The organism is Desulfomicrobium norvegicum, from assembly GCF_900114595.1.
In the GTDB taxonomy this organism is placed as follows: Bacteria; Desulfobacterota; Desulfovibrionia; order Desulfovibrionales; family Desulfomicrobiaceae; genus Desulfomicrobium; species Desulfomicrobium macestii.
The window spans coordinates 86,067-104,021 of sequence record NZ_FOTO01000006.1; the positions used below are offsets into that span (position 1 = coordinate 86,067).

At 58.6% G+C, this 17,955-nt stretch carries 23 protein-coding genes; 15 read left to right on the forward strand and 8 right to left on the reverse strand.

The window, feature by feature from the left end; translation table 11 throughout:
* Nucleotides 1–97: 97 nt before the first annotated feature.
* From BMZ24_RS10605 to BMZ24_RS10635, 7 genes are all read left to right on the forward strand, one after another.
* Nucleotides 98–913 carry a nitroreductase family protein gene (locus tag BMZ24_RS10605; RefSeq protein ID WP_092192069.1) on the forward strand — a complete coding sequence of 272 codons (816 nt, stop codon included), beginning with the start codon at nt 98–100 and terminating at the stop codon, nt 911–913.
* A 65-nt stretch (nt 914–978) separates the two neighbouring features.
* Nucleotides 979–1,845: a DMT family transporter gene (locus BMZ24_RS10610; protein WP_092192328.1), complete on the forward strand. Its 867-nt coding sequence runs from the start codon at nt 979–981 to the stop codon at nt 1,843–1,845.
* 363 nt (nt 1,846–2,208) lie between these two features.
* Nucleotides 2,209–3,129, forward strand: coding sequence for a hypothetical protein (locus BMZ24_RS10615; RefSeq protein WP_092192071.1), 921 nt, complete (start codon nt 2,209–2,211; stop codon nt 3,127–3,129).
* Between the two features lie 15 nt (nt 3,130–3,144).
* Nucleotides 3,145–4,059: a hypothetical protein gene (locus BMZ24_RS10620; RefSeq protein ID WP_092192073.1), complete on the forward strand. Its 915-nt coding sequence runs from the start codon at nt 3,145–3,147 to the stop codon at nt 4,057–4,059.
* A gap of 432 nt (nt 4,060–4,491) precedes the next feature.
* Entirely contained in the window at nt 4,492–4,869 is a 378-nt protein-coding gene (locus BMZ24_RS10625; RefSeq protein WP_092192075.1) for a CGGC domain-containing protein, read from the forward strand.
* Nucleotides 4,870–4,890: 21 nt separating this feature from the next.
* Nucleotides 4,891–5,331 (forward strand): iron-sulfur cluster assembly scaffold protein, encoded by a 441-nt coding sequence (locus BMZ24_RS10630; RefSeq protein WP_092192078.1) that lies wholly within the window; start codon nt 4,891–4,893, stop codon nt 5,329–5,331.
* Between the two features lie 49 nt (nt 5,332–5,380).
* On the forward strand, nt 5,381–5,683 hold the full coding sequence (locus tag BMZ24_RS10635) for a DUF5320 domain-containing protein (RefSeq protein ID WP_143077882.1): 303 nt from the start codon (nt 5,381–5,383) through the stop codon (nt 5,681–5,683).
* A gap of 84 nt (nt 5,684–5,767) precedes the next feature.
* Here the strand turns inward: BMZ24_RS10635 and BMZ24_RS10640 are convergent, their stop codons facing one another.
* Nucleotides 5,768–6,967, reverse strand: a complete 1,200-nt coding sequence (locus BMZ24_RS10640) for a methyltransferase domain-containing protein (RefSeq protein WP_092192082.1) — start codon at nt 6,965–6,967, stop codon at nt 5,768–5,770.
* A 110-nt stretch (nt 6,968–7,077) separates the two neighbouring features.
* Here BMZ24_RS10640 and BMZ24_RS10645 point away from each other — a divergent pair, with 110 nt between their 5' ends.
* Both BMZ24_RS10645 and BMZ24_RS10650 read left to right on the forward strand, forming a co-directional pair.
* Nucleotides 7,078–7,359, forward strand: coding sequence for a type II toxin-antitoxin system RelE/ParE family toxin (locus BMZ24_RS10645; RefSeq protein WP_092192084.1), 282 nt, complete (start codon nt 7,078–7,080; stop codon nt 7,357–7,359).
* A 14-nt stretch (nt 7,360–7,373) separates the two neighbouring features.
* Nucleotides 7,374–7,676 (forward strand): HigA family addiction module antitoxin, encoded by a 303-nt coding sequence (locus tag BMZ24_RS10650; protein WP_208599836.1) that lies wholly within the window; start codon nt 7,374–7,376, stop codon nt 7,674–7,676.
* A gap of 71 nt (nt 7,677–7,747) precedes the next feature.
* Here BMZ24_RS10650 and BMZ24_RS10655 read toward each other — a convergent pair whose 3' ends face one another.
* The gene (locus BMZ24_RS10655; RefSeq protein ID WP_092192088.1) at nt 7,748–7,942 is read right to left on the reverse strand and encodes a ferredoxin; all 195 of its coding nucleotides are present in this window, start codon (nt 7,940–7,942) and stop codon (nt 7,748–7,750) included.
* Nucleotides 7,939–9,093, reverse strand: a complete 1,155-nt coding sequence (locus BMZ24_RS10660) for a pyridoxal phosphate-dependent aminotransferase (RefSeq protein ID WP_092192090.1) — start codon at nt 9,091–9,093, stop codon at nt 7,939–7,941. The genes BMZ24_RS10655 and BMZ24_RS10660 overlap by 4 nt, the downstream gene beginning before the upstream one ends.
* A 200-nt stretch (nt 9,094–9,293) precedes the next feature.
* On the opposite strand from BMZ24_RS10660, the gene BMZ24_RS10665 reads away from it, so the two are divergent.
* The gene (locus tag BMZ24_RS10665; RefSeq protein ID WP_244150337.1) at nt 9,294–10,715 is read left to right on the forward strand and encodes an ATP-binding protein; all 1,422 of its coding nucleotides are present in this window, start codon (nt 9,294–9,296) and stop codon (nt 10,713–10,715) included.
* A 41-nt stretch (nt 10,716–10,756) separates the two neighbouring features.
* Here BMZ24_RS10665 and BMZ24_RS20365 read toward each other — a convergent pair whose 3' ends face one another.
* Together BMZ24_RS20365 and BMZ24_RS10670 are read right to left on the reverse strand one after the other, a co-directional pair.
* Entirely contained in the window at nt 10,757–10,882 is a 126-nt protein-coding gene (locus BMZ24_RS20365; protein ID WP_279625523.1) for a hypothetical protein, read from the reverse strand.
* A 13-nt stretch (nt 10,883–10,895) separates the two neighbouring features.
* Nucleotides 10,896–11,114, reverse strand: coding sequence for a type II toxin-antitoxin system RelE/ParE family toxin (locus tag BMZ24_RS10670; protein ID WP_161949130.1), 219 nt, complete (start codon nt 11,112–11,114; stop codon nt 10,896–10,898).
* Nucleotides 11,115–11,455: 341 nt separating this feature from the next.
* On the opposite strand from BMZ24_RS10670, the gene ychF reads away from it, so the two are divergent.
* From ychF to BMZ24_RS10690, 4 genes are all read left to right on the forward strand, one after another.
* Complete coding sequence (gene ychF, locus BMZ24_RS10675) at nt 11,456–12,556, forward strand: redox-regulated ATPase YchF (RefSeq protein WP_092192094.1); 1,101 nt, start codon at nt 11,456–11,458, stop codon at nt 12,554–12,556.
* A gap of 9 nt (nt 12,557–12,565) precedes the next feature.
* Complete coding sequence (locus BMZ24_RS10680) at nt 12,566–13,312, forward strand: RNA methyltransferase (RefSeq protein ID WP_092192096.1); 747 nt, start codon at nt 12,566–12,568, stop codon at nt 13,310–13,312.
* Nucleotides 13,313–13,459: 147 nt separating this feature from the next.
* Entirely contained in the window at nt 13,460–13,711 is a 252-nt protein-coding gene (locus BMZ24_RS10685; protein ID WP_092192098.1) for a type II toxin-antitoxin system prevent-host-death family antitoxin, read from the forward strand.
* Nucleotides 13,708–13,962 carry a Txe/YoeB family addiction module toxin gene (locus BMZ24_RS10690; RefSeq protein WP_092192100.1) on the forward strand — a complete coding sequence of 85 codons (255 nt, stop codon included), beginning with the start codon at nt 13,708–13,710 and terminating at the stop codon, nt 13,960–13,962. Before BMZ24_RS10685 ends, BMZ24_RS10690 begins: the two co-directional genes overlap by 4 nt.
* Before the next feature lie 89 nt (nt 13,963–14,051).
* On the opposite strand, the gene pdxR is transcribed toward BMZ24_RS10690, so the two are convergent.
* Nucleotides 14,052–15,521, reverse strand: a complete 1,470-nt coding sequence (gene pdxR / locus BMZ24_RS10695; protein ID WP_092192102.1) for a MocR-like pyridoxine biosynthesis transcription factor PdxR — start codon at nt 15,519–15,521, stop codon at nt 14,052–14,054.
* A 111-nt stretch (nt 15,522–15,632) separates the two neighbouring features.
* On the opposite strand from pdxR, the gene BMZ24_RS10700 reads away from it, so the two are divergent.
* Nucleotides 15,633–16,583: a DMT family transporter gene (locus tag BMZ24_RS10700; protein WP_092192104.1), complete on the forward strand. Its 951-nt coding sequence runs from the start codon at nt 15,633–15,635 to the stop codon at nt 16,581–16,583.
* 72 nt (nt 16,584–16,655) lie between these two features.
* On the opposite strand, the gene BMZ24_RS10705 is transcribed toward BMZ24_RS10700, so the two are convergent.
* Together BMZ24_RS10705 and BMZ24_RS10710 are read right to left on the reverse strand one after the other, a co-directional pair.
* Nucleotides 16,656–17,294, reverse strand: a complete 639-nt coding sequence (locus BMZ24_RS10705) for a hypothetical protein (RefSeq protein ID WP_092192106.1) — start codon at nt 17,292–17,294, stop codon at nt 16,656–16,658.
* A 283-nt stretch (nt 17,295–17,577) separates the two neighbouring features.
* A complete protein-coding gene (locus BMZ24_RS10710) occupies nt 17,578–17,817 on the reverse strand; it encodes a hypothetical protein (RefSeq protein WP_092192108.1) in 240 nt (79 codons plus the stop codon).
* Between the last annotated feature and the right edge of the window lie 138 nt (nt 17,818–17,955).

Here is a 17,955-nt window from a genome sequence, read left to right on the forward strand (position 1 = left end):
GCCAGGACGCGCAGTCATGCGCATACATAAGCGGTCTGGCTTTTTCCGCTGACGCAGCAGATCGCCGTTTTGGGGCGGCCTGATAAGAGGGACACCGATGATCGACTTTCAGATCGACAAGGACAAATGCATCCAGTGCGGCGAATGCGCGGCCGACTGTCCGGCCGGCATCATCGCCATGAATGACTTCCCCGAGATCACCGACGAGGGCCGCTGCTACCGCTGCCAGCACTGCTACTCCGTCTGCCCGACGGGGGCCGTGTCCATCCTGGGGCTTACGGCCGATGACGCGGAGCCGAAGAAGAACCCGCCGTCGCCGGAGCAGATGGCCAGCCTCGTCACATGGCGGCGCTCCATTCGGCGTTACAAGGACGAAAACCTCTCCCCGGCGCTGATCGACGAACTCATCAATACCACCAGCCACGCGCCGACGGGGGTCAACGCCCAGGGCGTCGTGTTCACCGTGGTCCGGGACAAGGCCTTCATGGACCGGCTGCGCCGTGAAACGCTGGACCGCCTCGGAGCGCTGGTCGACGCCGGGAAGCTGCCGGAAGGGATCATCTCCCAGTACCTGGGCTTCGCCGTCAACGCATGGCGGACAAACGGCCGGGACGCCATATTCCGGGGAGCCCCGCACATGCTGCTGACGAGCACCCCTCCCGGCGTGCCCTGCCCGGTGCAGGACGCGCACATCGCCCTGGCCACCTTCGAACTTCTGGCCAGCGCCCACGAGCTTGGCACCCTGTGGGACGGCATGTTCATGATGGCCCTGGCCGTCTGCCCGGAGCTGAAGGAAAAGCTGCGCATCCCGGCCGATCACTCCATCGGCTACGCCCTGCTCTTCGGCAGGCCCGAAGTCCAGTACCACCGCCCCGTCAAACGGGGACCGGCCAAAGTCAACATCCTCGAATAGTAAAAGGACCGGAGCTCATGCCTGTGCTCCGGTCCTTTCCTTTTGCGCAACGGAGAAATTTCCCTTTGGACACCACCGGCATCACCCTGGCCATCCTCTCGGCCCTGTTCATGGGCACCATCGGCGTCTTCTCCAGAATCACCGGCCTGCCCGCCGAAACCATCACCTTTTTTCGCCTCCTGCTTGGAGCCGGATTCCTGGCCATTTTTCTCCTGGCCACCCGTCAGGCCGGGACGCTCAGGCGCTGGCCGACCTGGCCCGTGATCGTCAACGGCGCGCTTTTGGCCGGTTTCATCATTTTCTACGTACAGGCCATGAACCTGACCTCCATGGCCAACGCCATCATGCTCGTCTATCTGGCCCCGGTAGCGGCTTCGATCTTCGCGCATTGTTTCATGAGGGAGCGGCTCAATCTCGCGGGCTGGATTCTCATCGGCCTGGCCATGCTCGGCTTCGCGGCCATGATGGAATTCAGGCTCGATTTCGCGGACGGCTCGAACCATGCGGCGGGCCTGGGCCTGGCAGCGCTGGCCATGCTCTGCTACGCGAGTTTCATCCTCATGAACCGCCGCATCCGGCCCCACGTCCCGGTCATGACCCGCGCCTTTTATCAACTCCTGATCGGGGCCCTGGTCATGCTGCCCTTCTTCCTGCACTCCCGGCCCGAAATCACCCCCGTGAACGGACTCTGGCTCCTGACCACAGGCCTGATCCCGGGCTTTCTGGCCATCACCTTCGCCGTGGCGGCCCTGAGCCGCCTGCCCGCCGCAACCTTCGGCACCCTCGCCTATTTCGAACCCCTGGCCGTGGTCTTCTTCGGCTGGTCCCTGTTCGGAGAAAACCTGTCCGGCCTGCAACTGACAGGCTGCGCCACAATCATGGCCAGCGGCTGCGCCAAGGCCTTGATCGCGACCCGCACAACCTCATCCTGACCAATCTCCCCACACTTCCGCTGCACGTCACGCAGACAAAACGCCCGAAGTTAGTCGACAAGCCCGTACCTACGTAATCCAAATCAGGCATACACTTAACTACGTATGACAAAAGAAGAACTTGCCGTTGCCGCAACTTTTCTTGTAGCGGGAGTGGGAAAAGAAATGGTGGGGTCGGAGCAAGGTGAGATTTACGCTGACTAGGCTTCCCTGTGCCTACCGCTGGAAGATGTGAAGTTAAATAGCAAGGCGGACAATTTCGCAAGCATTGCCAAGAAAAACCAAAGCGAGACTTGATTCCTTTTCGCTCCATTCCCGCCGGTGATGGCAAGCGTTAGGAACACAATAATCGAAGGCCGAATCATGATTGAAACGATCTTCCAGTATATATACGAATTCAAGATTGAAAACGCCTATAAACTGCTCAATTCACAATTCATGTCTTCGGTCATTGGCGCCTTAGCTGGTGCTTTCGCTGGTGCGTATGTAGCTCATAAGATCGCTTCAAACGCAAAAAGAAGAGAGCTACTTGAAGCGCAGATGCGATCAACCAATGTCGCCATATCTTCAGCATTCTTGACCTGTAATTCTTTACTTGCATTAAAAGGGCAGCACGTAAAGTCATTATATGATAACTATATTTATCAAAAAGAAAAGTTTGAAGCTGCGCTAAAGAATCCTCCTGCAAATGGTATAATTTTATTCGAAATGGATCTCAAAACTTTACGTATGCCATTCGTCCCATTTGACGATGTGTCGCGCAGAGTTCAAGAGCAAATCAATGTAAGAGGACGACCGCTAGCCTTAGTTTCTACCATTCAAAACTCACTCGACTCTCTCAAACACAGCTTTGAGCAAAGAAATACGATAATTAAAAGATTCAAAACAGATTTTAATGGAGTGTCAGAAGAAATTAAGCTCAAGATATATTTCGGAGTTCGGCTTCAAGATGGAAGCATTCATCAGGAATATGACGATATCATCCAGATAATATCCAAATATACAGACGACGTTATATTCTTTAGCTCCTTGTTATGTTCTGATTTAGTAGCACATGGAGACAACATCCGGACTTATTATAAAAAGAGGTTTGGTAAGCATCTGGAAAAGACCGCATCCCCTGATTTCAAGACCGAGAAAGCAGAAAATTTGATGCCGGATGTGAAAGACTACGAAGACTGGTTAATGATGTTCAAAGTGCATCCGCAGAAGCAATCATGGTTCAAGCGGCTATGGATCCTAATAAGCCGCTCAAAACCGACGCCCAAAAGCGACGTTGTTTAGCGGAGCGTTAGGCCTATGAGACACACCGCCGTCCAACGCCCGATCCTCGAACTCTCCGCTGACGGATCGCTCAAGCCGGCTGGACGCACATCGGTGTTCTCTGCCGAGAGGACGAACAGCTTCGAGATCGTTGCCTGCAGCGCAGCCCGGCTCCGCGGTCTTTATGCGGAGCATGGACTCGCTCTAAGTAGGAGCCCCACGCTCCTCGCGCTCATTGAAAAGGCGAAGATCCTGGCATCCGCCTCCCAAGATGAGCGCACGTTCAGTCAACTCTTATCGGCGCTACAGATTCAGCGCATCGCCGAAGCCGTTCTTCCGCTCGCTGGCAAGCCTCAGGCTCACGAAAAGCTTGTTGAGACCCTTGATGGCGGCATCAGTCTGCTCTCCAGAAAGCGATCTAAAGCCAAGGACACGCTCTGGGAACTTGAGCTACATCGAATTCTATCCGACTGCGGCATCGAAACAACCTTCGCCGAGCCCGACTTAATGCTCGCCTTGGCGGGCTCAAGTGCAGGTGTTGCTTGCAAGAAGTTGTATTCCGAGGCAAACGTCGAGAAGGTCCTGTCGCAGGCGATTGCACAGATCGAGCGCAACTGCAGTTCCGGCATCGTCGCGCTTGACATCGAAGACCTCCTGCCTGAGGACGCAATTCTTCAGGTTCAAAACTCGCACGGGATGAACGTCCACCTAAACGCGCACAATGACGGGTTCATGCAGCGCCACGAAAGGCACTTGCGCAGATATCTTGAGCAAGGTCGAGCCATTTCGGTCGTCGTATCGTGCGGAGCCATAGTCGACATCCTCGATCGATCGCCCCGTTTCCACACGGCAAGGCAAACGACAGTGTGGAACATTCCGAACCACTCTCCGTCACAGTCGAGCCAGGTCGAAGCAATACTGAAAGCACTGCTATCGTCGCATGCGGCATAGGCCTAACCCACATGCGAGAAGCGGGATCGCATCTTGAGTCTTGTCTTGAATTACCACCCTCTGCACACATGAAAATGGCCGCAAACAAACGGATGCGGCCATTTTCATTCAACCACGCTGAGTCATGGCGGCGTCAGCCGAGCTGTCAGGGCCGCACTGCCCAGCACGCGCAACAGAGTTGCGCCAACGCTACCATATATTCCATCCTGGGTTGCGGCATCGCCCCGCAGGGCTCGCCTATTCCCTCCTGAATTCAAAATTTCTTCAGTGCTGCCGGGGATTGCAGCATATTCGTGCGGTAACGCCGCGATGGCATCAGTGTTGCTGTACTTCCAATAGCCGATAGCTCAGGCGGCTCTGTTCGCCGCGGAATATCGTGTATGATGGATCACTCATCGCGGCTGCGTCCGCCCAATCATCACCGGAGGAACAATGTCCAAAATAGGCATCATCCGTTGCGAAAAGAATGAAACCAAATGTCCTCTGACCTCCTGTTTCAAGGCGCTCTCCTCCGCTGCGGAAGGTTTCGCGGGCTGCGAGGAGCCGGAAATCGCGGGCGTTTTCACCTGTCGATGTCCGGGAGAAAACGTGGCAGAGATGGCCAAGATACTAAAAAGCAAGGGAGCCGAGCGCATTCATTTCTGCACCTGCCTGTTCTCGCACAAGGAAAAGGAAGGATGGGCTCTGGGCACCGGCTTTTGCGCGGATGTGGACCGGCTCGTCCGCCTGGCCGCCGATGAGGCGGGAATCCCCTGCGTCAAAGGGACGGCGCACCTGCCGAGCGGATACGTTCCGGAAGTCTTCAAATAAACACAGAAGGGGTTTTTGCTCATGGGCGACGATCTGGACCGCATCATTGCGGCCATGCAGAACACGATAAACGAGGACACCCGGGAGGCCTGGGGCGAGGAAGCCTACGCGCGCTGGGTCAACCCGCCCAACATGGGACCCATGCCCGACGCCGACGGCACGGCGGAACTCAAGGGCACCTGCGGGGACAGCATGGCCATCTCGCTCAAATTCGACGGGGACCGGGTCTGCGCTGCATCCTTTGAAACGGATGGCTGCGGCCCGAGCGTGGTCTGCGGTTCACTGGCGGCGGAGATGGCCGTGGGCAAGACGGCCGAAGAGCTTTTCGACATCACTGGCGAAATGGTCCTGGCCCGGGCCGGACAGATCCCGGAAGACCATCATCACTGCGCTTTTCTGGCCGTCTCCACGCTGCACGAGGCGTTGAACAGATACATGCGTCTGGCCCTTGAGAAACAGTGACGGAAAATTTTCATACAACTGCTCCCGCCAAAGGCGGGAAGGAGGTATTATGCCAGCTGGTAACGGAACAGGACCCATGGGCATGGGCTCCATGACAGGACGCGGCGCCGGATATTGCTCCGGTTCCGGGACGCCGGGTTACGCGAACGGCGGAGGATTCGGCGGCGGTGGATTCGGGTTTGGCGGCGGCAGGGGCCGCGGACGTCGCTTTTTCGCGGCAGGGCCGCAGGGACGCTTCGCACGGCAGGAAGCCTTTGATCCGGCCACCGAACAACAAGCGCTGAAAGATCAGGTCAAAGCCCTGCAGTCGCAACTGGAAGCCATTCAGCAACGTCTGGCGGAAATGAAATAGCCGGATAATCGGCGCACAAAAATGAAAGGCCGCTCCCCTCGGGGTCGCGGCCATTCATTTTTGCTCACTGGTCCCAAGCGGCCGTCACTGCTTCACGGCCCACACCGCATGCACGGGGTCGGAATGCTGGATCATGGGATAATAGCGATCCCGGGCGTCCATGGGCCGGGGCCAGCCACGATCCGAGAGGGTCGACACGTCCTTGAATCCGCCACCGAGGCGAAAATACTCCGAGACCAGGGAGACGCGCTCGAACTCATGCAGCTCGGTCCAGATGCGCACGGCCTGGTCCGGAAACCAGCGATGCGAAAAGACCACGACGCACAGCCCGCCCGGTTCCAGCACCCGGGCGATCTCGGGGAAAACCTCCAGGGGCCTCGTCAGGTATTCCACGGACAGGCTGCAGATCACGGCGTCGAAGGCGCCATCCGCGAAAGGCAGGGCCGGGTCGGCGTTCAGGTCATGGACCACGTGGGACGACAGGGCCGGATTTTCGTTCATCTCCTCCCCGTTCATGCCCAGGCCCGTGGCCGTGACATTGCCGGGCAGATGCGACTGCCAACCGGCCATGAGATCAAGAATCCTCTCCCGACCGGGCAAAAGACGCGAGTACACCTTGGTGATGTTCTCGCGCGCCTGACTGTCCACGTGCGCGACCTTGCGCGGCGTGGCGTAGAATTCCGCGTCGCCGGCACCGAGCGGCTTTTCCAGGGGCGCCCCGAGGCCGAAATCCGTCCCTCTGTCCGTCCTGCGCTTGAGCCCCGGCCCGTCGGTCAGGGCGCAAAGCCAATCCTTGCACTGCCCGCCGAACTCCGCCTGCTTGGGCCACACCGCAAGGGGGGTGATCTCAAGCCGCGCCTCCACATCCGCCAGAGGATGATTGAGATCGACGGTCAGCGTGTCCGCGCCGGTGTTGATGACACGAAAGGGCTGGATATTCTGCGGGTAGATGCCGGGCAGTCCGCGCAGAACGCCCTGAGGGTAAAAGCGGCCCTGCAGCGGCTCGATGGCGGTATCCCCGACGGGGGCCTTGAACGCCTTGCGGGGCACGGTCATGACCTTCCTCATGTCCCTCACCGGCACATGCACGCCGGGCTGAAGATCGACAAGGCGGGATTCCCCTTCCTGCATTCCCAGGATCTGTTTTTCAAGCCCGCCAGGGAAAACATCCCTCCACAGGTTCACGTTCTGGGCGTAAAAACTGTCTTCATGGCGAACTCCGTTCTCCTCCCAGTGCAGGCGGAACTGGATGTTGGCCAGGGTATCGGTCGAAATGGCGGTCATGGCTGCCTCCTGTTGAATCCATACGTAAATGACAAGATGTATCGATAAGAAACATAGGCCGGCAGTCAAGCGGAGTTGCCAATATGAACGCCAGGCGTTATTAGTGTTTCATGATTGTCTCATTTACCTGCAAGGAAACCGAGAAACTCTTCCGCGAGCGAACATCGCGAAAAATCCCACCGGACATTCACCGGGTCTCCTTGCGCAAACTGCTGCAACTGCATGCGGCGGTCGACCTGAACTTTCTTCGCGTGCCTCCGGGCAATCGGCTCGAAAGCCTGTCGGGGGACCGGGCCGGACAACACAGCATACGCATCAACGATCAATGGCGCATCTGTTTCACATGGCGTGACGGCAATGTGCATGATGTGGAAATCGTGGATTATCATTAATGGAGCAAAGCACCATGAAAAACCTGATTCCTGGCCCCATTCATCCCGGGGAAATCCTGTTGGAGGATTTCATGAAACCCATGGCCATCACCCAATATGCCCTGGCCAAGGCCATCAGCGTTCCTCCTCGCCGCATCAATGAGATCGTGCACGGGAAAAGAGCCATCAGCGCGGACACGGCTCTCCGGCTCGGTCGCTATTTTGGAGTTGATCCGCAGTCGTGGATGAACCTGCAATCACACTATGAGCTTGAAGTCGCGGCGCAAAATCTTGGAGAAAAACTGGAACGCGAAGTCAACCCGCGAAGCGCCGCCTGAACGCGACATGCCTGAAAAAAATGAGGGCGCCCCGAACGGAGCGCCCTTTTTCACTTCTTTCCCAATGCCATCTATTCAATAATCTCGATGCAGTCGTCCGGACAGTAGGACACGACCTTGCGGGCCAGGTCCTCTTCGCAGGGGTTCTTAAGAATCACGGCCACGTGGGCGTCCTCGTCATAGGCGAAAATCTCCGGCGCAAGCTCCACGCAGGCCAGGCATCCGGAACAGCAGGGCCCGTTCAGGGCCACTTCGACCATGTTCATTTCAGGCCTCCCAGATATTTTTCAAGACGGCGCATGCCCTCTTCGATGTTCTCGATGGAGTTGGCGTAGGAAAAGCGGATGTAGCCCTCGCCGCCGGGTCCGAAGTCCACGCCCGGGGCCACCCCCACACCGGCCCTTTCCAGCAGGTCGAAGGTGAACTGCATGGAATCGTTCGTGAATTTCTTGGCGTTGGCGAACACGTAAAACGCGCCCGTGGGCTCGACCCGAATGCCGAAGCCAAGTTCGCGCAGTCTGGCGATCATGTACGTGCGGCGCTGGTCGTAGATGGCCTTCATACGCTCCACGTCCGGGCCCGCCTGGGTCAGGGCGGCCACGCCCGCCCACTGGGCGATGGAGCTGGTGCACAGGAAGAAGTTCTGCTGCATGGTCTGCAGACGCTTCATGTAGCCCTTGGGGGCGATGACGTACCCGAGCCGCCAGCCGGTCATGGCGTAGAGCTTGGAAAAGCCGTTGAACACGAAGCAGTTGTCCGTGAATTCAAGGGCGGTGTGCTCCTGGCCCTCATAGACAAGCCCGTGGTAGATCTCGTCGGAAAAAAGCGGCACGCCGAGTTCGGCCAGGCCGCAATAGACCTCGGGGCTGACCAGGGTCCCGGTCGGGTTGGACGGAGAGTTGACCAGGATGCCACGCACGTCGTCGTCCATGCGGGCCTTGACCTGATCGACGCGGAACTGGAACCCGTCCTCCTCGCGCACGGGCACGAAATCGGCCACCGCGCCGGTGAAGCGGATGAAATTGGGATAGCAGGCATAGCTCGGGTCCGAGAGCAGGACCCGGTCGCCGGGCTGCAGCAGGAGTGAAAAGGCCAGCAGCATGGACGGCGAGGTGCCCGAGGTGACAAGCACCTGGTCGGGATGGACCTCGACGCCGTATTTGGCATGGTAGTTGGCGCAGATGGCCTCGCGCAGCTCGATGATGCCCAGGGAATGGGTATATTGGCAGCGGCCGTCGCGGATGGCCTTGCAGGCGGCATCCTTGACGCACTCGGGCGTGTCGAAGTCGGGTTCGCCGATCTGCAGGTGCACGATGTCCCGGCCCTCTTTCTCCAACGCGCAGGCCCGTTCCAGCACATCCATGACCTTGAAGGAGCTCAGGTCCTGACAGCATGGGTTGATGCGGCATTCGTTCATAAGTTTCCCCCCTCGCGATTCGTGATACGGGCGGCTTATACTCCTTCGCGGCAAAGCTCAAATCCTTCGGAAACGCGGATCATGGACAACGAATCCAGGTCACAGAAACAAATCCAATCAAGTTTGTTGTTTAATAATGCCGCTCAATAATTCGAGATTCAAGAAAACAGGCGAAGAACTTCTCAAACCGAAAATTTCCCTTGCCGGTTAAAGCACAAACTGGATATATATTTTTCCAGTTTAGCATCGATCCAGTCATAAAAAATACCGGAAACAGAACAATGATTGAAACTATTAAAGAAATAATCCTGGATTTTCAGCAGAGTAAACTCAAAACAGGCATTCCAAGACGCACAGCGATCAGGCCGGTACTTGGCAAAGCAACCGTGTGCATCGGAGTCAGGCGTTGTGGCAAGTCCACCTATATGCTGCAACTTATGCAGAAGTTGCTCGATTCCGGAATCAGGAGTGAAAACATCCTCTGTCTGAACTTTTTCGACGATCGTCTGCACGCCCTGCGGCACGACAGCCTCGGCGTCATTCTCGAAGCCTATTTCTCCATCTATCCGGAAAAGAAAAACAAGGAGAAAATCTACTTTTTTTTCGATGAGATACAAGTCATCCCGGGATGGGAACCGTTTGTTGACCGCCTGCTGCGCACGGAAGAATGCGAGGTGCACATCACCGGATCTTCCGCCCAGATGCTCTCCAAGGAAATCGCCACCCAGATGCGCGGCCGCGCCCTCTCCTGGGAAATGTTCCCGTTCTCGTTCAAAGAGTTCCTCGATTTCAAGGGCATCGACAGTGACGAAACCCTTTCCACCAAGAAGCGCCTGATGGTCCAGAAAGCCTTCGAGGAATACCGTGAGACAGGGGGATTTCCGGAAGTGGCCGGACTGGAACGCATGCTCCGAATCAAGACTCATCAGGAATATTGGAGCGCCATGCTTTTTCGCGACCTGATTGAGCGCCACGGCATCGCACATCCCAAGGCTTTGACGGACCTGGCCCATTGGCTGGTGGACAACACTGCGTCACTTTACTCCGTCAACAGCCTGACGGGTTACCTCAAATCGCTGGGGCACAAGGCGCCCAAATCCGCAGTATCTGATTATCTGACATGGTTCGAAGACGCCTATATCCTCTTTACGGTGCGCATCTTCGATGCCTCACTGGCCCGCTCAAACACCAACCCAAAAAAAATCTACTGCATTGACCATGCGTTGGTGACCTCGGTCAGTTCAGGCATTCTGGTCAATTCGGGGCATCTTCTGGAAAATTTGGTCTTCACCGCACTGAGAAGGATTTCTCCAGACATCTTCTACTATAAGACCAAAACGGGTAAGGAATTGGATTTCATCGCAAAGCTCAGGGACGGCTCCCGCATGCTGATCCAGGTCTGTGAATCCATGGCCGATCCGCAGACCAAAAAAAGGGAGGTCACAGCCCTCGCCGAAGCCATGGCCGAATTGAAACTGTCGACGGGAACGATCGTCACTCGAGGAGAAAGCGAAAAGATTTCCCTTGGAGGTGGCACGATAGAAGTGGTGCCGGCATGGCGATTTATGCTCAGTTTTACGGAAAACTTCCAACCAACGTCCCGTTGTCATGGAGTTCTTTGACAAAGCTGGGGAAGCTTGAGCAAATCCCAAAAAAATTCCCGTCAGGCGACACGCAGCGGCTTGATGTTGCGTATTTCATCCGTAAGTGCCAGCTTCGCCTGATGAAGATCGACAGCCCGCTGCAGGTTCAACCAGAAATCAGCCGAGCTGTCATTGGGAATGCTCATGTGTCACACCTCCTTAGTTGTAGTCGCAAATTTCGACATCAAAGGCATCACCATCGGCAAACAGGAAGCAGATGCGCCACTGATCGTTGACCGAGACCGAATGTTGCCCGCTTCGATCACCTTCAAGCAGATGCAACCGGTTTCCGGAAGAAGCGCGCAGGTCTTCGATCTGACATGCGGCATCGATGGCGGAAAGCTTGCGCAATGCGCTCCTGGCGATGTCGGAAGGCAGCCGTCCCGCCTATCCGGTCACCCGGAACTGCTCGGTCTGCTTGTCCGCGAACGACTTGATCGTGCGGAACCATGCAATGCGTAACGTGACAAAAATCAACATGAGCACCAAACCAAGGTGCAAAATGATCCCAAGGCGCGCCTTGCGTCCCGTCGCCTATCATATTATGGCTTCGCCACCTCGCACCCGGCCGCTGGGCGCTTGAGCAAATCACAACCATTCCATTTACATTTCCCGACAACGTTCGCGCACGCATGCAAAACGACGAGTTCCGGCTTGTCCGCGCCGCTGCCGGCGCGGTGTGTCAAGAGCGGCAACGGGAATGAAATGAAGGAGATATCATGGGACTGAGCATAGGCATCGTGGGCCTGCCCAACGTGGGCAAATCCACCCTCTTCAACGCGCTGACCAAGGCTCAAAACGCCGAAAGCGCCAATTACCCCTTCTGCACCATCGAGCCCAACAAGGCCGTGGTTCCGGTGCCGGATCCGCGTCTGGCCAAGCTGCTGGAACTGGTGGGTTCCCAGAAGATCATCCAGGCCACGGTGGATTTCATCGACATCGCCGGACTGGTCAAGGGCGCGAGCCAGGGTGAAGGCCTTGGCAACCAGTTTCTGGCCAACATCCGCGAATGCGACGCCATCCTGCACGTGGTGCGCTGCTTCGAGAATGACGACGTCATCCACGTGGACGGATCCGTGGACCCCATCCGCGACATCGAGGTCATCGACACGGAGCTGATCCTGGCCGACCTCCAGGCCGTAGAGCGCAAGGCCGAGCGTCTGTCCAAGCAGATCAGGGCCGACAAGCGCCTCGCTCCGCAGCTGGACCTGTTGCAGAGACTCACCGCCCACCTGAACACGGGCAAGCCCGCCTCGGAAATGGAAGAACTCAGGAGCGACCTGGGCGCGGAACTGCGCAAGGACCTGCTGCTGATCACCTTCAAACCTGTCATCTTCGGCATGAACGTAGATGAAGCCGCCCTGGCCGAAGACAACCATTTCGTGACCAAGGTCCGGGAGCTGGCCGCGACTCGCGGCGCCTGCGCCGTGAAGATTTCGGCCCGCATCGAGGAAGAACTGGTCGGCCTGACTCCCGAGGAAGCGCAGGAATTCCTGGCCTCGTACGGAGTCAACGAATCGGGCCTGGATCTGGTCATTCGCACGGGCTACGAGATGCTCGGACTTTGTTCCTACTTCACGGCCGGCCCCAAGGAAGTGCGCGCCTGGACCATCCACCAGGGCTGCAAGGCTCCCCAGGGCGCAGGCGTGATCCACACGGACTTCGAGCGCGGTTTCATCCGGGCCGAGGTCATCGCCTATGACGACTACGTCAAGCACGGCTCCGAGGCCAAATGCCGCGCCGCCGGAGTGCTGCGGGTCGAAGGCAAGGAATACGTCCTCAAAGACGGCGACGTGGTGCATTTTCTCTTCAACGTCTAGAGAGTCCGGATGCTTGAGAACATTGACGTCATCCTCTGCAGGCCCAAGTTTCCGGAGAATATCGGCTCGGTGGCCCGGGCCTGCCTGAACATGGGCTGCGGCCAGATCGTGCTGGTGGCCCCACTGAACTGGGATCTGGACAAAGCCCTGCCCCTGGCCACCCACCATGCCGGGCACCTGCTGAAAAGCGTCCGCATCCATCAGACCCTGGCCGAGGCGCTGGCGCCCTATTCCTTTTCCTACGGCACAACGGCCAGAACAGGCGGATGGCGCCAGGCCATCCAGACGCCGGAGGAGGCGGCCCCACGCATTGTCGAGCAACGCAACGCAGGGGGCAGGATCGCCATCGTCTTCGGTCCCGAGGACAAGGGCCTGACCAACGGGGAGACCGACCTCTGCAACCAGCTCCTGACCATCCCCACCACCGACAACCTGACCTCGTTGAACCTGAGCCAGGCGGTCATGGTCATGCTCTACGAATGCTTCAAGAAATCCCTGACCAAGCCCTTCAAGGTGGCGGGAGCCCCCAAGGATCGCTACATCAACAACGAAGAGCGGGAAGTCCTCTTCAACCAGCTGCGCGAGACCCTGATCGAGATCGATTTCCTGAACAAGGACAACCCCGAATATTTCATGCTACCCCTGAAGCGCTTCTTCAACCGCATCAACCCGCGCCTGAACGAATACAACCTGCTGATGGGCCTGTGTCGCCAGATGCGAAGAATCGTGGCCGTCGCCAAGGACCGGAAGGCGTAGGGGCGAACCTGCGTGTTCGCCCCTACGGCGTCATTGTATGGCCGTACATGGCTGATCATGATTTCATTCGGGCTAAAAAATTTTCGCCTCCCCCTTGCCATCTCCGCACAAGTTCTGTACAGAATATCGTACATATGGAGACAACTAATGGACGCCATCACCTATACCAACGCCCGCGCTAATCTGGCCCAGACCATGACCCAGGTCTGTGAGGACCACGCACCGATCATCATCACCCGGGGCAATGACCAGTCGGTGGTCATGATGTCGCTGGAGGATTACACGGCCCTGGAAGAAACAGCCTACCTCCTGCGCAGCCCCAAAAACGCGGTGCGCCTGCTCAAGGCCATTTCCGAACTCGAATCCGGTCAGGGCCTGGAAAGAGCATTGGCGGAATGAAACTCATCTTCTCCGAAACCGCCTGGGAGGATTACCTCTACTGGCAGAAGACGGACGCAAAGACCCTGGCCCGGATCAACCAGCTCATCCGCGAAGCCTCCCGCCAGCCGTTCACCGGTATCGGCAAGCCCGAGCCCCTCAAACACGCCCTCAAAGGGTACTGGTCCCGCAGGATCAACGACGAGCACCGCTTCGTCTACAAGGCTACGGATGAAGCACTGCTCATCGCCCAGCTTCGCTACCATTATTAGGGGCCAATCATACACGCATCGCCTATGATCCGCTTTTTTGTACGGGTGAAAATTTTTCGCCCACGATCCACCGCCATGGCATCCACGCGTCATCCGTGATTCGAATTATCCCCCCCCATCGCCACACCCAACCGCCGGACACCCTCTTCGATCACGGCCTCAGTGTTGGAGGCAAAATTCAGACGCATGCCGCCCTCGCCCTCTGCCGGATCCAGAAAGAAATTTCCCCCCGGCGCGAAGATCACGCCTTCCCCGCAGGCCTTGGGCAGCAGGTCCGAGGCCTTCATTCCTTCCGGCAATCGCAGCCAGACGAACAGCCCCCCCTTGGGCCGTGTCCAGCTCGTGCCTTCCGGCATGTGCCTCGCAAGGGCCGCGAGCATGGCGTCCCGGCGACGTCGGTAGAGGGTGCAGGAACGTTGCAGGTGGGCGTGATAACGGCCCACGGACACGTAATCCTTGAGCGCCCGCTGGATCAGGTTGCAGGTGGCCAGGTCGTGGCAGCGTTTGGCGCGCAGCAGATGGGCGTAGACCGGGCCGTCGGCCACCACGAAGCCCACGCGCAGGCCAGGGATGAGCATCTTGGAGAATGTGCTCATGTAGATGACGCGGCCGTCGGGATCGAGGGACTTGAGGGTGGGCTGGGCGCGGCCCTCGTAGCGGATGTCCCCGACATAGTCGTCTTCGAGGATGGGCACGTCGAAACGCCCGGCCAGGCTGATGAGCTGCCTGCGGCGCTGGCCGTCCAGACAGGCGCCGGTGGGATTGTGGAAATTGGGGATGGTGTAGATGAGGCCCGGCCGATGGCTGGACAGGACCGCCTCCAGCTCCCGCATGTCCATGCCTTCCTCGTCCACGCCGACAGTCAGGATGCGCAGGCCCCGGGCGCGGAACACGTCCAGGGCCCCGGCATAGGTCGGGCCTTCGACCACGACGGCGTCGCCGGGCGACAGGATGAGCCCCGTGACCAGGGACAGGGCCTGCTGCGAACCGGCCGTGATGAGGATGCTCTCGGCGTCCGTCTGGATGCCCTGGCTGGCCAACACCTGGGCCAGGGTGGCGCGCAGGGGTCGGTATCCGGCGATCTCTCCGTACTCCACGGCGGCCACTCCGTCCCGGCGCATGACCTGACCCAGGAGCTTGCGAAACTCGTCCATGGGAAAAAGGCGTGGGTCGCACGCCCCGCCGTCCAGCGCGATCCAGTCCGTTTTTCGGCTGACCTCCGGCAGATAGGCGCTCATGGCCTCGCAGCCACCGTAAGAGAGACGTCCCTGCCATGCGGGCCAGCCGCCGGACTGGGGAGGATTCCTGGCCTCGCCGGGAGCATGGGGAAGCACGTAGAAGCCGCTGCCCTGCCGGGAAGTGATGAGCCCCTCGGCCATGAGCTCGGCGTAGGCGCTCTCCACCGTGCCGCGACTGACCCCCAGATTCGCGGCCAGGGTCCGGACCGCCGGCAGGCGGATGCCCGGGCGCAGATTCTCGGTCAGGATGCTGTTTCGAAAATGTCCGCTGATCTGCACGTAGACGGGTTCCAGGGATTCAAAATCAAGAGCCAGGCGCATGTCTTCCCTCCTGCCAAATTGGACTAGTCGGTTTTATTCAAAATTGCCCCTTACGGCGGGGCCAATTTGCAACTAGACCAGCTTCACATTCAGCACAAGAAGGAGCATTCCATGGCCATGTCCCGTTCCGCCCAAGGCTTCAGCGCCGCCCTCGCCAGCGCCGTGTTCCTGTCCACGACCTCCATCTTCATCCGCCATCTGGTCATGAATTTCGACATGCCGCCGCTCGTCCTGGCCTGCTGGCGCAACATCATCGTGGTCGCGACCCTTGTGCCCCTCATGCTTCTCTTCGATCGCGGACTGCTGCGCGTCGACAAGGCCCACATCCCCTTCCTGGCCATTTTTGGGGTCATGCTGGCCGGCTTCAACGGCCTGTGGGCCATCTCGGTGGCGCAAAACGGGGCGGCCGTGGCCACGGTCATGGTTTACTGCTCCGTGGCCTACACCGCCATCCTGGGCTGGAAATTCATGGGCGAGAGTCTTGGAGCGCTCAAATTCACGGCCATCGCCCTGTGCCTTGGCGGATGCGCGCTCATCAGCGGAGCGCTGAGCGCCTCGGCCTGGCAGAGCAATCTGGCGGGCGTCATCGCGGGGCTGCTGACAGGACTGTGCTACACAGCCTACAGCCTGATGGGCCGGGTGACCTCTACGCGGGGCATCTCGCCCTGGACCACCCTACTCTACATCTTCGCGTTCGCAGGGGTGTTCCTCTTCCTGGCCAATCTTACCGGCGGATGGGTTCCCGGTTCGGCGACCACCCCTGGAGACATGTTCTGGCTCGGCGACAGCGTGGAAGGCTGGACCGTGATGATCCTGCTGGGGGCCATCCCCACGGTGGGCGGTTACGGGTTCTACAACGTCAGCCTGTCCCTGCTGGATGCCAGCGTGGCCAACATCATCGTCTCCCTGGAACCCCTCTTCACCGCCGTCTTCGCCTTCCTCCTGCTGGGCGAAACCCTGACCCCGGTCCAGCTTCTGGGCAGCGCCCTGCTGCTCTCGGGCATGGCGGCCATCAAGCTCGGCGACCTGCGCCGCCCCCTGCCCGTGCCCCAGGAAGCATGAAGCCCCGGGAACAGACGGGGCTTCATGCGGATTCAGATGTCATGATCCGGGGAACGTAACGCCTGGGAAAGGCTAGCGTTCCTCGGCTTCCTTGCGCACCCTGCGGATCAGATCGGCCATGTTTTTCACATCCGTGACCTTCCAGTATCCTTCGGGCTGAAGCCTCAGATCCAGTTGCACCGGATAGCTGCGCTCGCTGCCGTGATCGTACACCGTCGCCTGGGCCGTGGCCGTGTCACCCTTGGCCGGAGTCACGCGCACCCCGCGCAGCTCCTTGCGGGCAGTGGAAGCGTCGGCGAAGAGGACCGCCAGCAGACCGCCGTCGGGCAACACCGCCGCCTTCGAAGGTCTTCCGGAGAAATCTCCCGAGGCCACGCCCCGGATCACGAATTTCCTGGTCTCTTCCACGAGCATCATCTTCATGGGTCCGGCCGCCGCCGAACCGGATTCCCGCGACAGCCCCCCCGAAAGCATCTCCATGAGCGGATCCCCCTCGCCTCCCGGAGGGTTGGCTGCGTAGTCGGCCACAAAACGGTCCACTCCGCGCGTTATGATGCCGCGCAGGTCGACATATTTTTCAAGCAGCACGTGATCGTTGGTGTCGATGGCGCGCTGAACGTTGGCCAGGCTCATGGCCAGGGGTTCCGCCGCCAAGGCGCCGCCCGCCCAAAAGAAAAGAATCATTACAATATAGCATCTGCATCGAACCATGGGTTTTCTCCTTGTGTTGTGTGGCATCTATGCCAAGCACAACCCGGCCGTCCACAACCAAGCACGTCTGAAAACCGGAAAGTCGCCACGTGACCCAAGGCCGGCTTGCGGCCATCGCATCCAAAGTTCCGGGCCTTGCCGGCAACGCAAAGCCATGTAAAAAGCCCCCACACGAAAACCCTTGGCGCAGAGGCTTTGATCACTGCTCTCAAGCAAGGCGCGTGATCGCGCCATGACGGGAGCAAATCAATGAAATCCGGTCATCCCGGCGATACGCGGAATATCAGACCTTCTTGACCTCCAGGGCATCCTCGAAAAATGCGGTCAGGGCGAAATTCCTGCCGCCGATGTTCACCGTCTCGGTCTGGTTGGGAAAAAGTTCGAATGTCGGCTCGAAGCTGCTGCCTATGAAAATTGCCTTGGCTTCACCGTTGCTTTCCCAGCGCACCTCGTTGCCGTCATCCAAAACAAGCAGTTCACCATCGTGCACCCGAACGGGCAGATCTTTTTCTGAATACTGCATTGAACACCTCCATAACTGGTTGAATGGTCGAACACTATTTTGGTTCAACATACCAGAGCGGGGGGCAGGGTCAAGGGTGCATCCGCATTTTCGCCAATTTGAAAGCCATGGCGGGTTCCTTGACTGTTCCCATGATCG

Excerpts from the sequence above, each read along its gene's own strand:
- BMZ24_RS10605 (WP_092192069.1), top strand. The coding sequence starts at position 98 with ATGATCGACTTTCAGATCGACAAGGACAAATGCATCCAGTGCGGCGAA.
- BMZ24_RS10615 (WP_092192071.1), top strand. The coding sequence starts at position 2,209 with ATGATTGAAACGATCTTCCAGTATATATACGAATTCAAGATTGAAAAC.
- BMZ24_RS10620 (WP_092192073.1), top strand. The coding sequence starts at position 3,145 with ATGAGACACACCGCCGTCCAACGCCCGATCCTCGAACTCTCCGCTGAC.
- BMZ24_RS10625 (WP_092192075.1), top strand. The coding sequence starts at position 4,492 with ATGTCCAAAATAGGCATCATCCGTTGCGAAAAGAATGAAACCAAATGT.
- BMZ24_RS10630 (WP_092192078.1), top strand. The coding sequence starts at position 4,891 with ATGGGCGACGATCTGGACCGCATCATTGCGGCCATGCAGAACACGATA.
- BMZ24_RS10635 (WP_143077882.1), top strand. The coding sequence starts at position 5,381 with ATGCCAGCTGGTAACGGAACAGGACCCATGGGCATGGGCTCCATGACA.
- BMZ24_RS10640 (WP_092192082.1), bottom strand. The coding sequence starts at position 6,967 with ATGACCGCCATTTCGACCGATACCCTGGCCAACATCCAGTTCCGCCTG.
- BMZ24_RS10645 (WP_092192084.1), top strand. The coding sequence starts at position 7,078 with ATGATTGTCTCATTTACCTGCAAGGAAACCGAGAAACTCTTCCGCGAG.
- BMZ24_RS10650 (WP_208599836.1), top strand. The coding sequence starts at position 7,374 with ATGAAAAACCTGATTCCTGGCCCCATTCATCCCGGGGAAATCCTGTTG.
- BMZ24_RS10655 (WP_092192088.1), bottom strand. The coding sequence starts at position 7,942 with ATGAACATGGTCGAAGTGGCCCTGAACGGGCCCTGCTGTTCCGGATGC.
- BMZ24_RS10660 (WP_092192090.1), bottom strand. The coding sequence starts at position 9,093 with ATGAACGAATGCCGCATCAACCCATGCTGTCAGGACCTGAGCTCCTTC.
- BMZ24_RS20365 (WP_279625523.1), bottom strand. The coding sequence starts at position 10,882 with ATGAGCATTCCCAATGACAGCTCGGCTGATTTCTGGTTGAACCTGCAG.
- ychF (WP_092192094.1), top strand. The coding sequence starts at position 11,456 with ATGGGACTGAGCATAGGCATCGTGGGCCTGCCCAACGTGGGCAAATCC.
- BMZ24_RS10680 (WP_092192096.1), top strand. The coding sequence starts at position 12,566 with ATGCTTGAGAACATTGACGTCATCCTCTGCAGGCCCAAGTTTCCGGAG.
- BMZ24_RS10685 (WP_092192098.1), top strand. The coding sequence starts at position 13,460 with ATGGACGCCATCACCTATACCAACGCCCGCGCTAATCTGGCCCAGACC.
- BMZ24_RS10690 (WP_092192100.1), top strand. The coding sequence starts at position 13,708 with ATGAAACTCATCTTCTCCGAAACCGCCTGGGAGGATTACCTCTACTGG.
- pdxR (WP_092192102.1), bottom strand. The coding sequence starts at position 15,521 with ATGCGCCTGGCTCTTGATTTTGAATCCCTGGAACCCGTCTACGTGCAG.
- BMZ24_RS10700 (WP_092192104.1), top strand. The coding sequence starts at position 15,633 with ATGGCCATGTCCCGTTCCGCCCAAGGCTTCAGCGCCGCCCTCGCCAGC.
- BMZ24_RS10705 (WP_092192106.1), bottom strand. The coding sequence starts at position 17,294 with ATGGTTCGATGCAGATGCTATATTGTAATGATTCTTTTCTTTTGGGCG.
- BMZ24_RS10710 (WP_092192108.1), bottom strand. The coding sequence starts at position 17,817 with ATGCAGTATTCAGAAAAAGATCTGCCCGTTCGGGTGCACGATGGTGAA.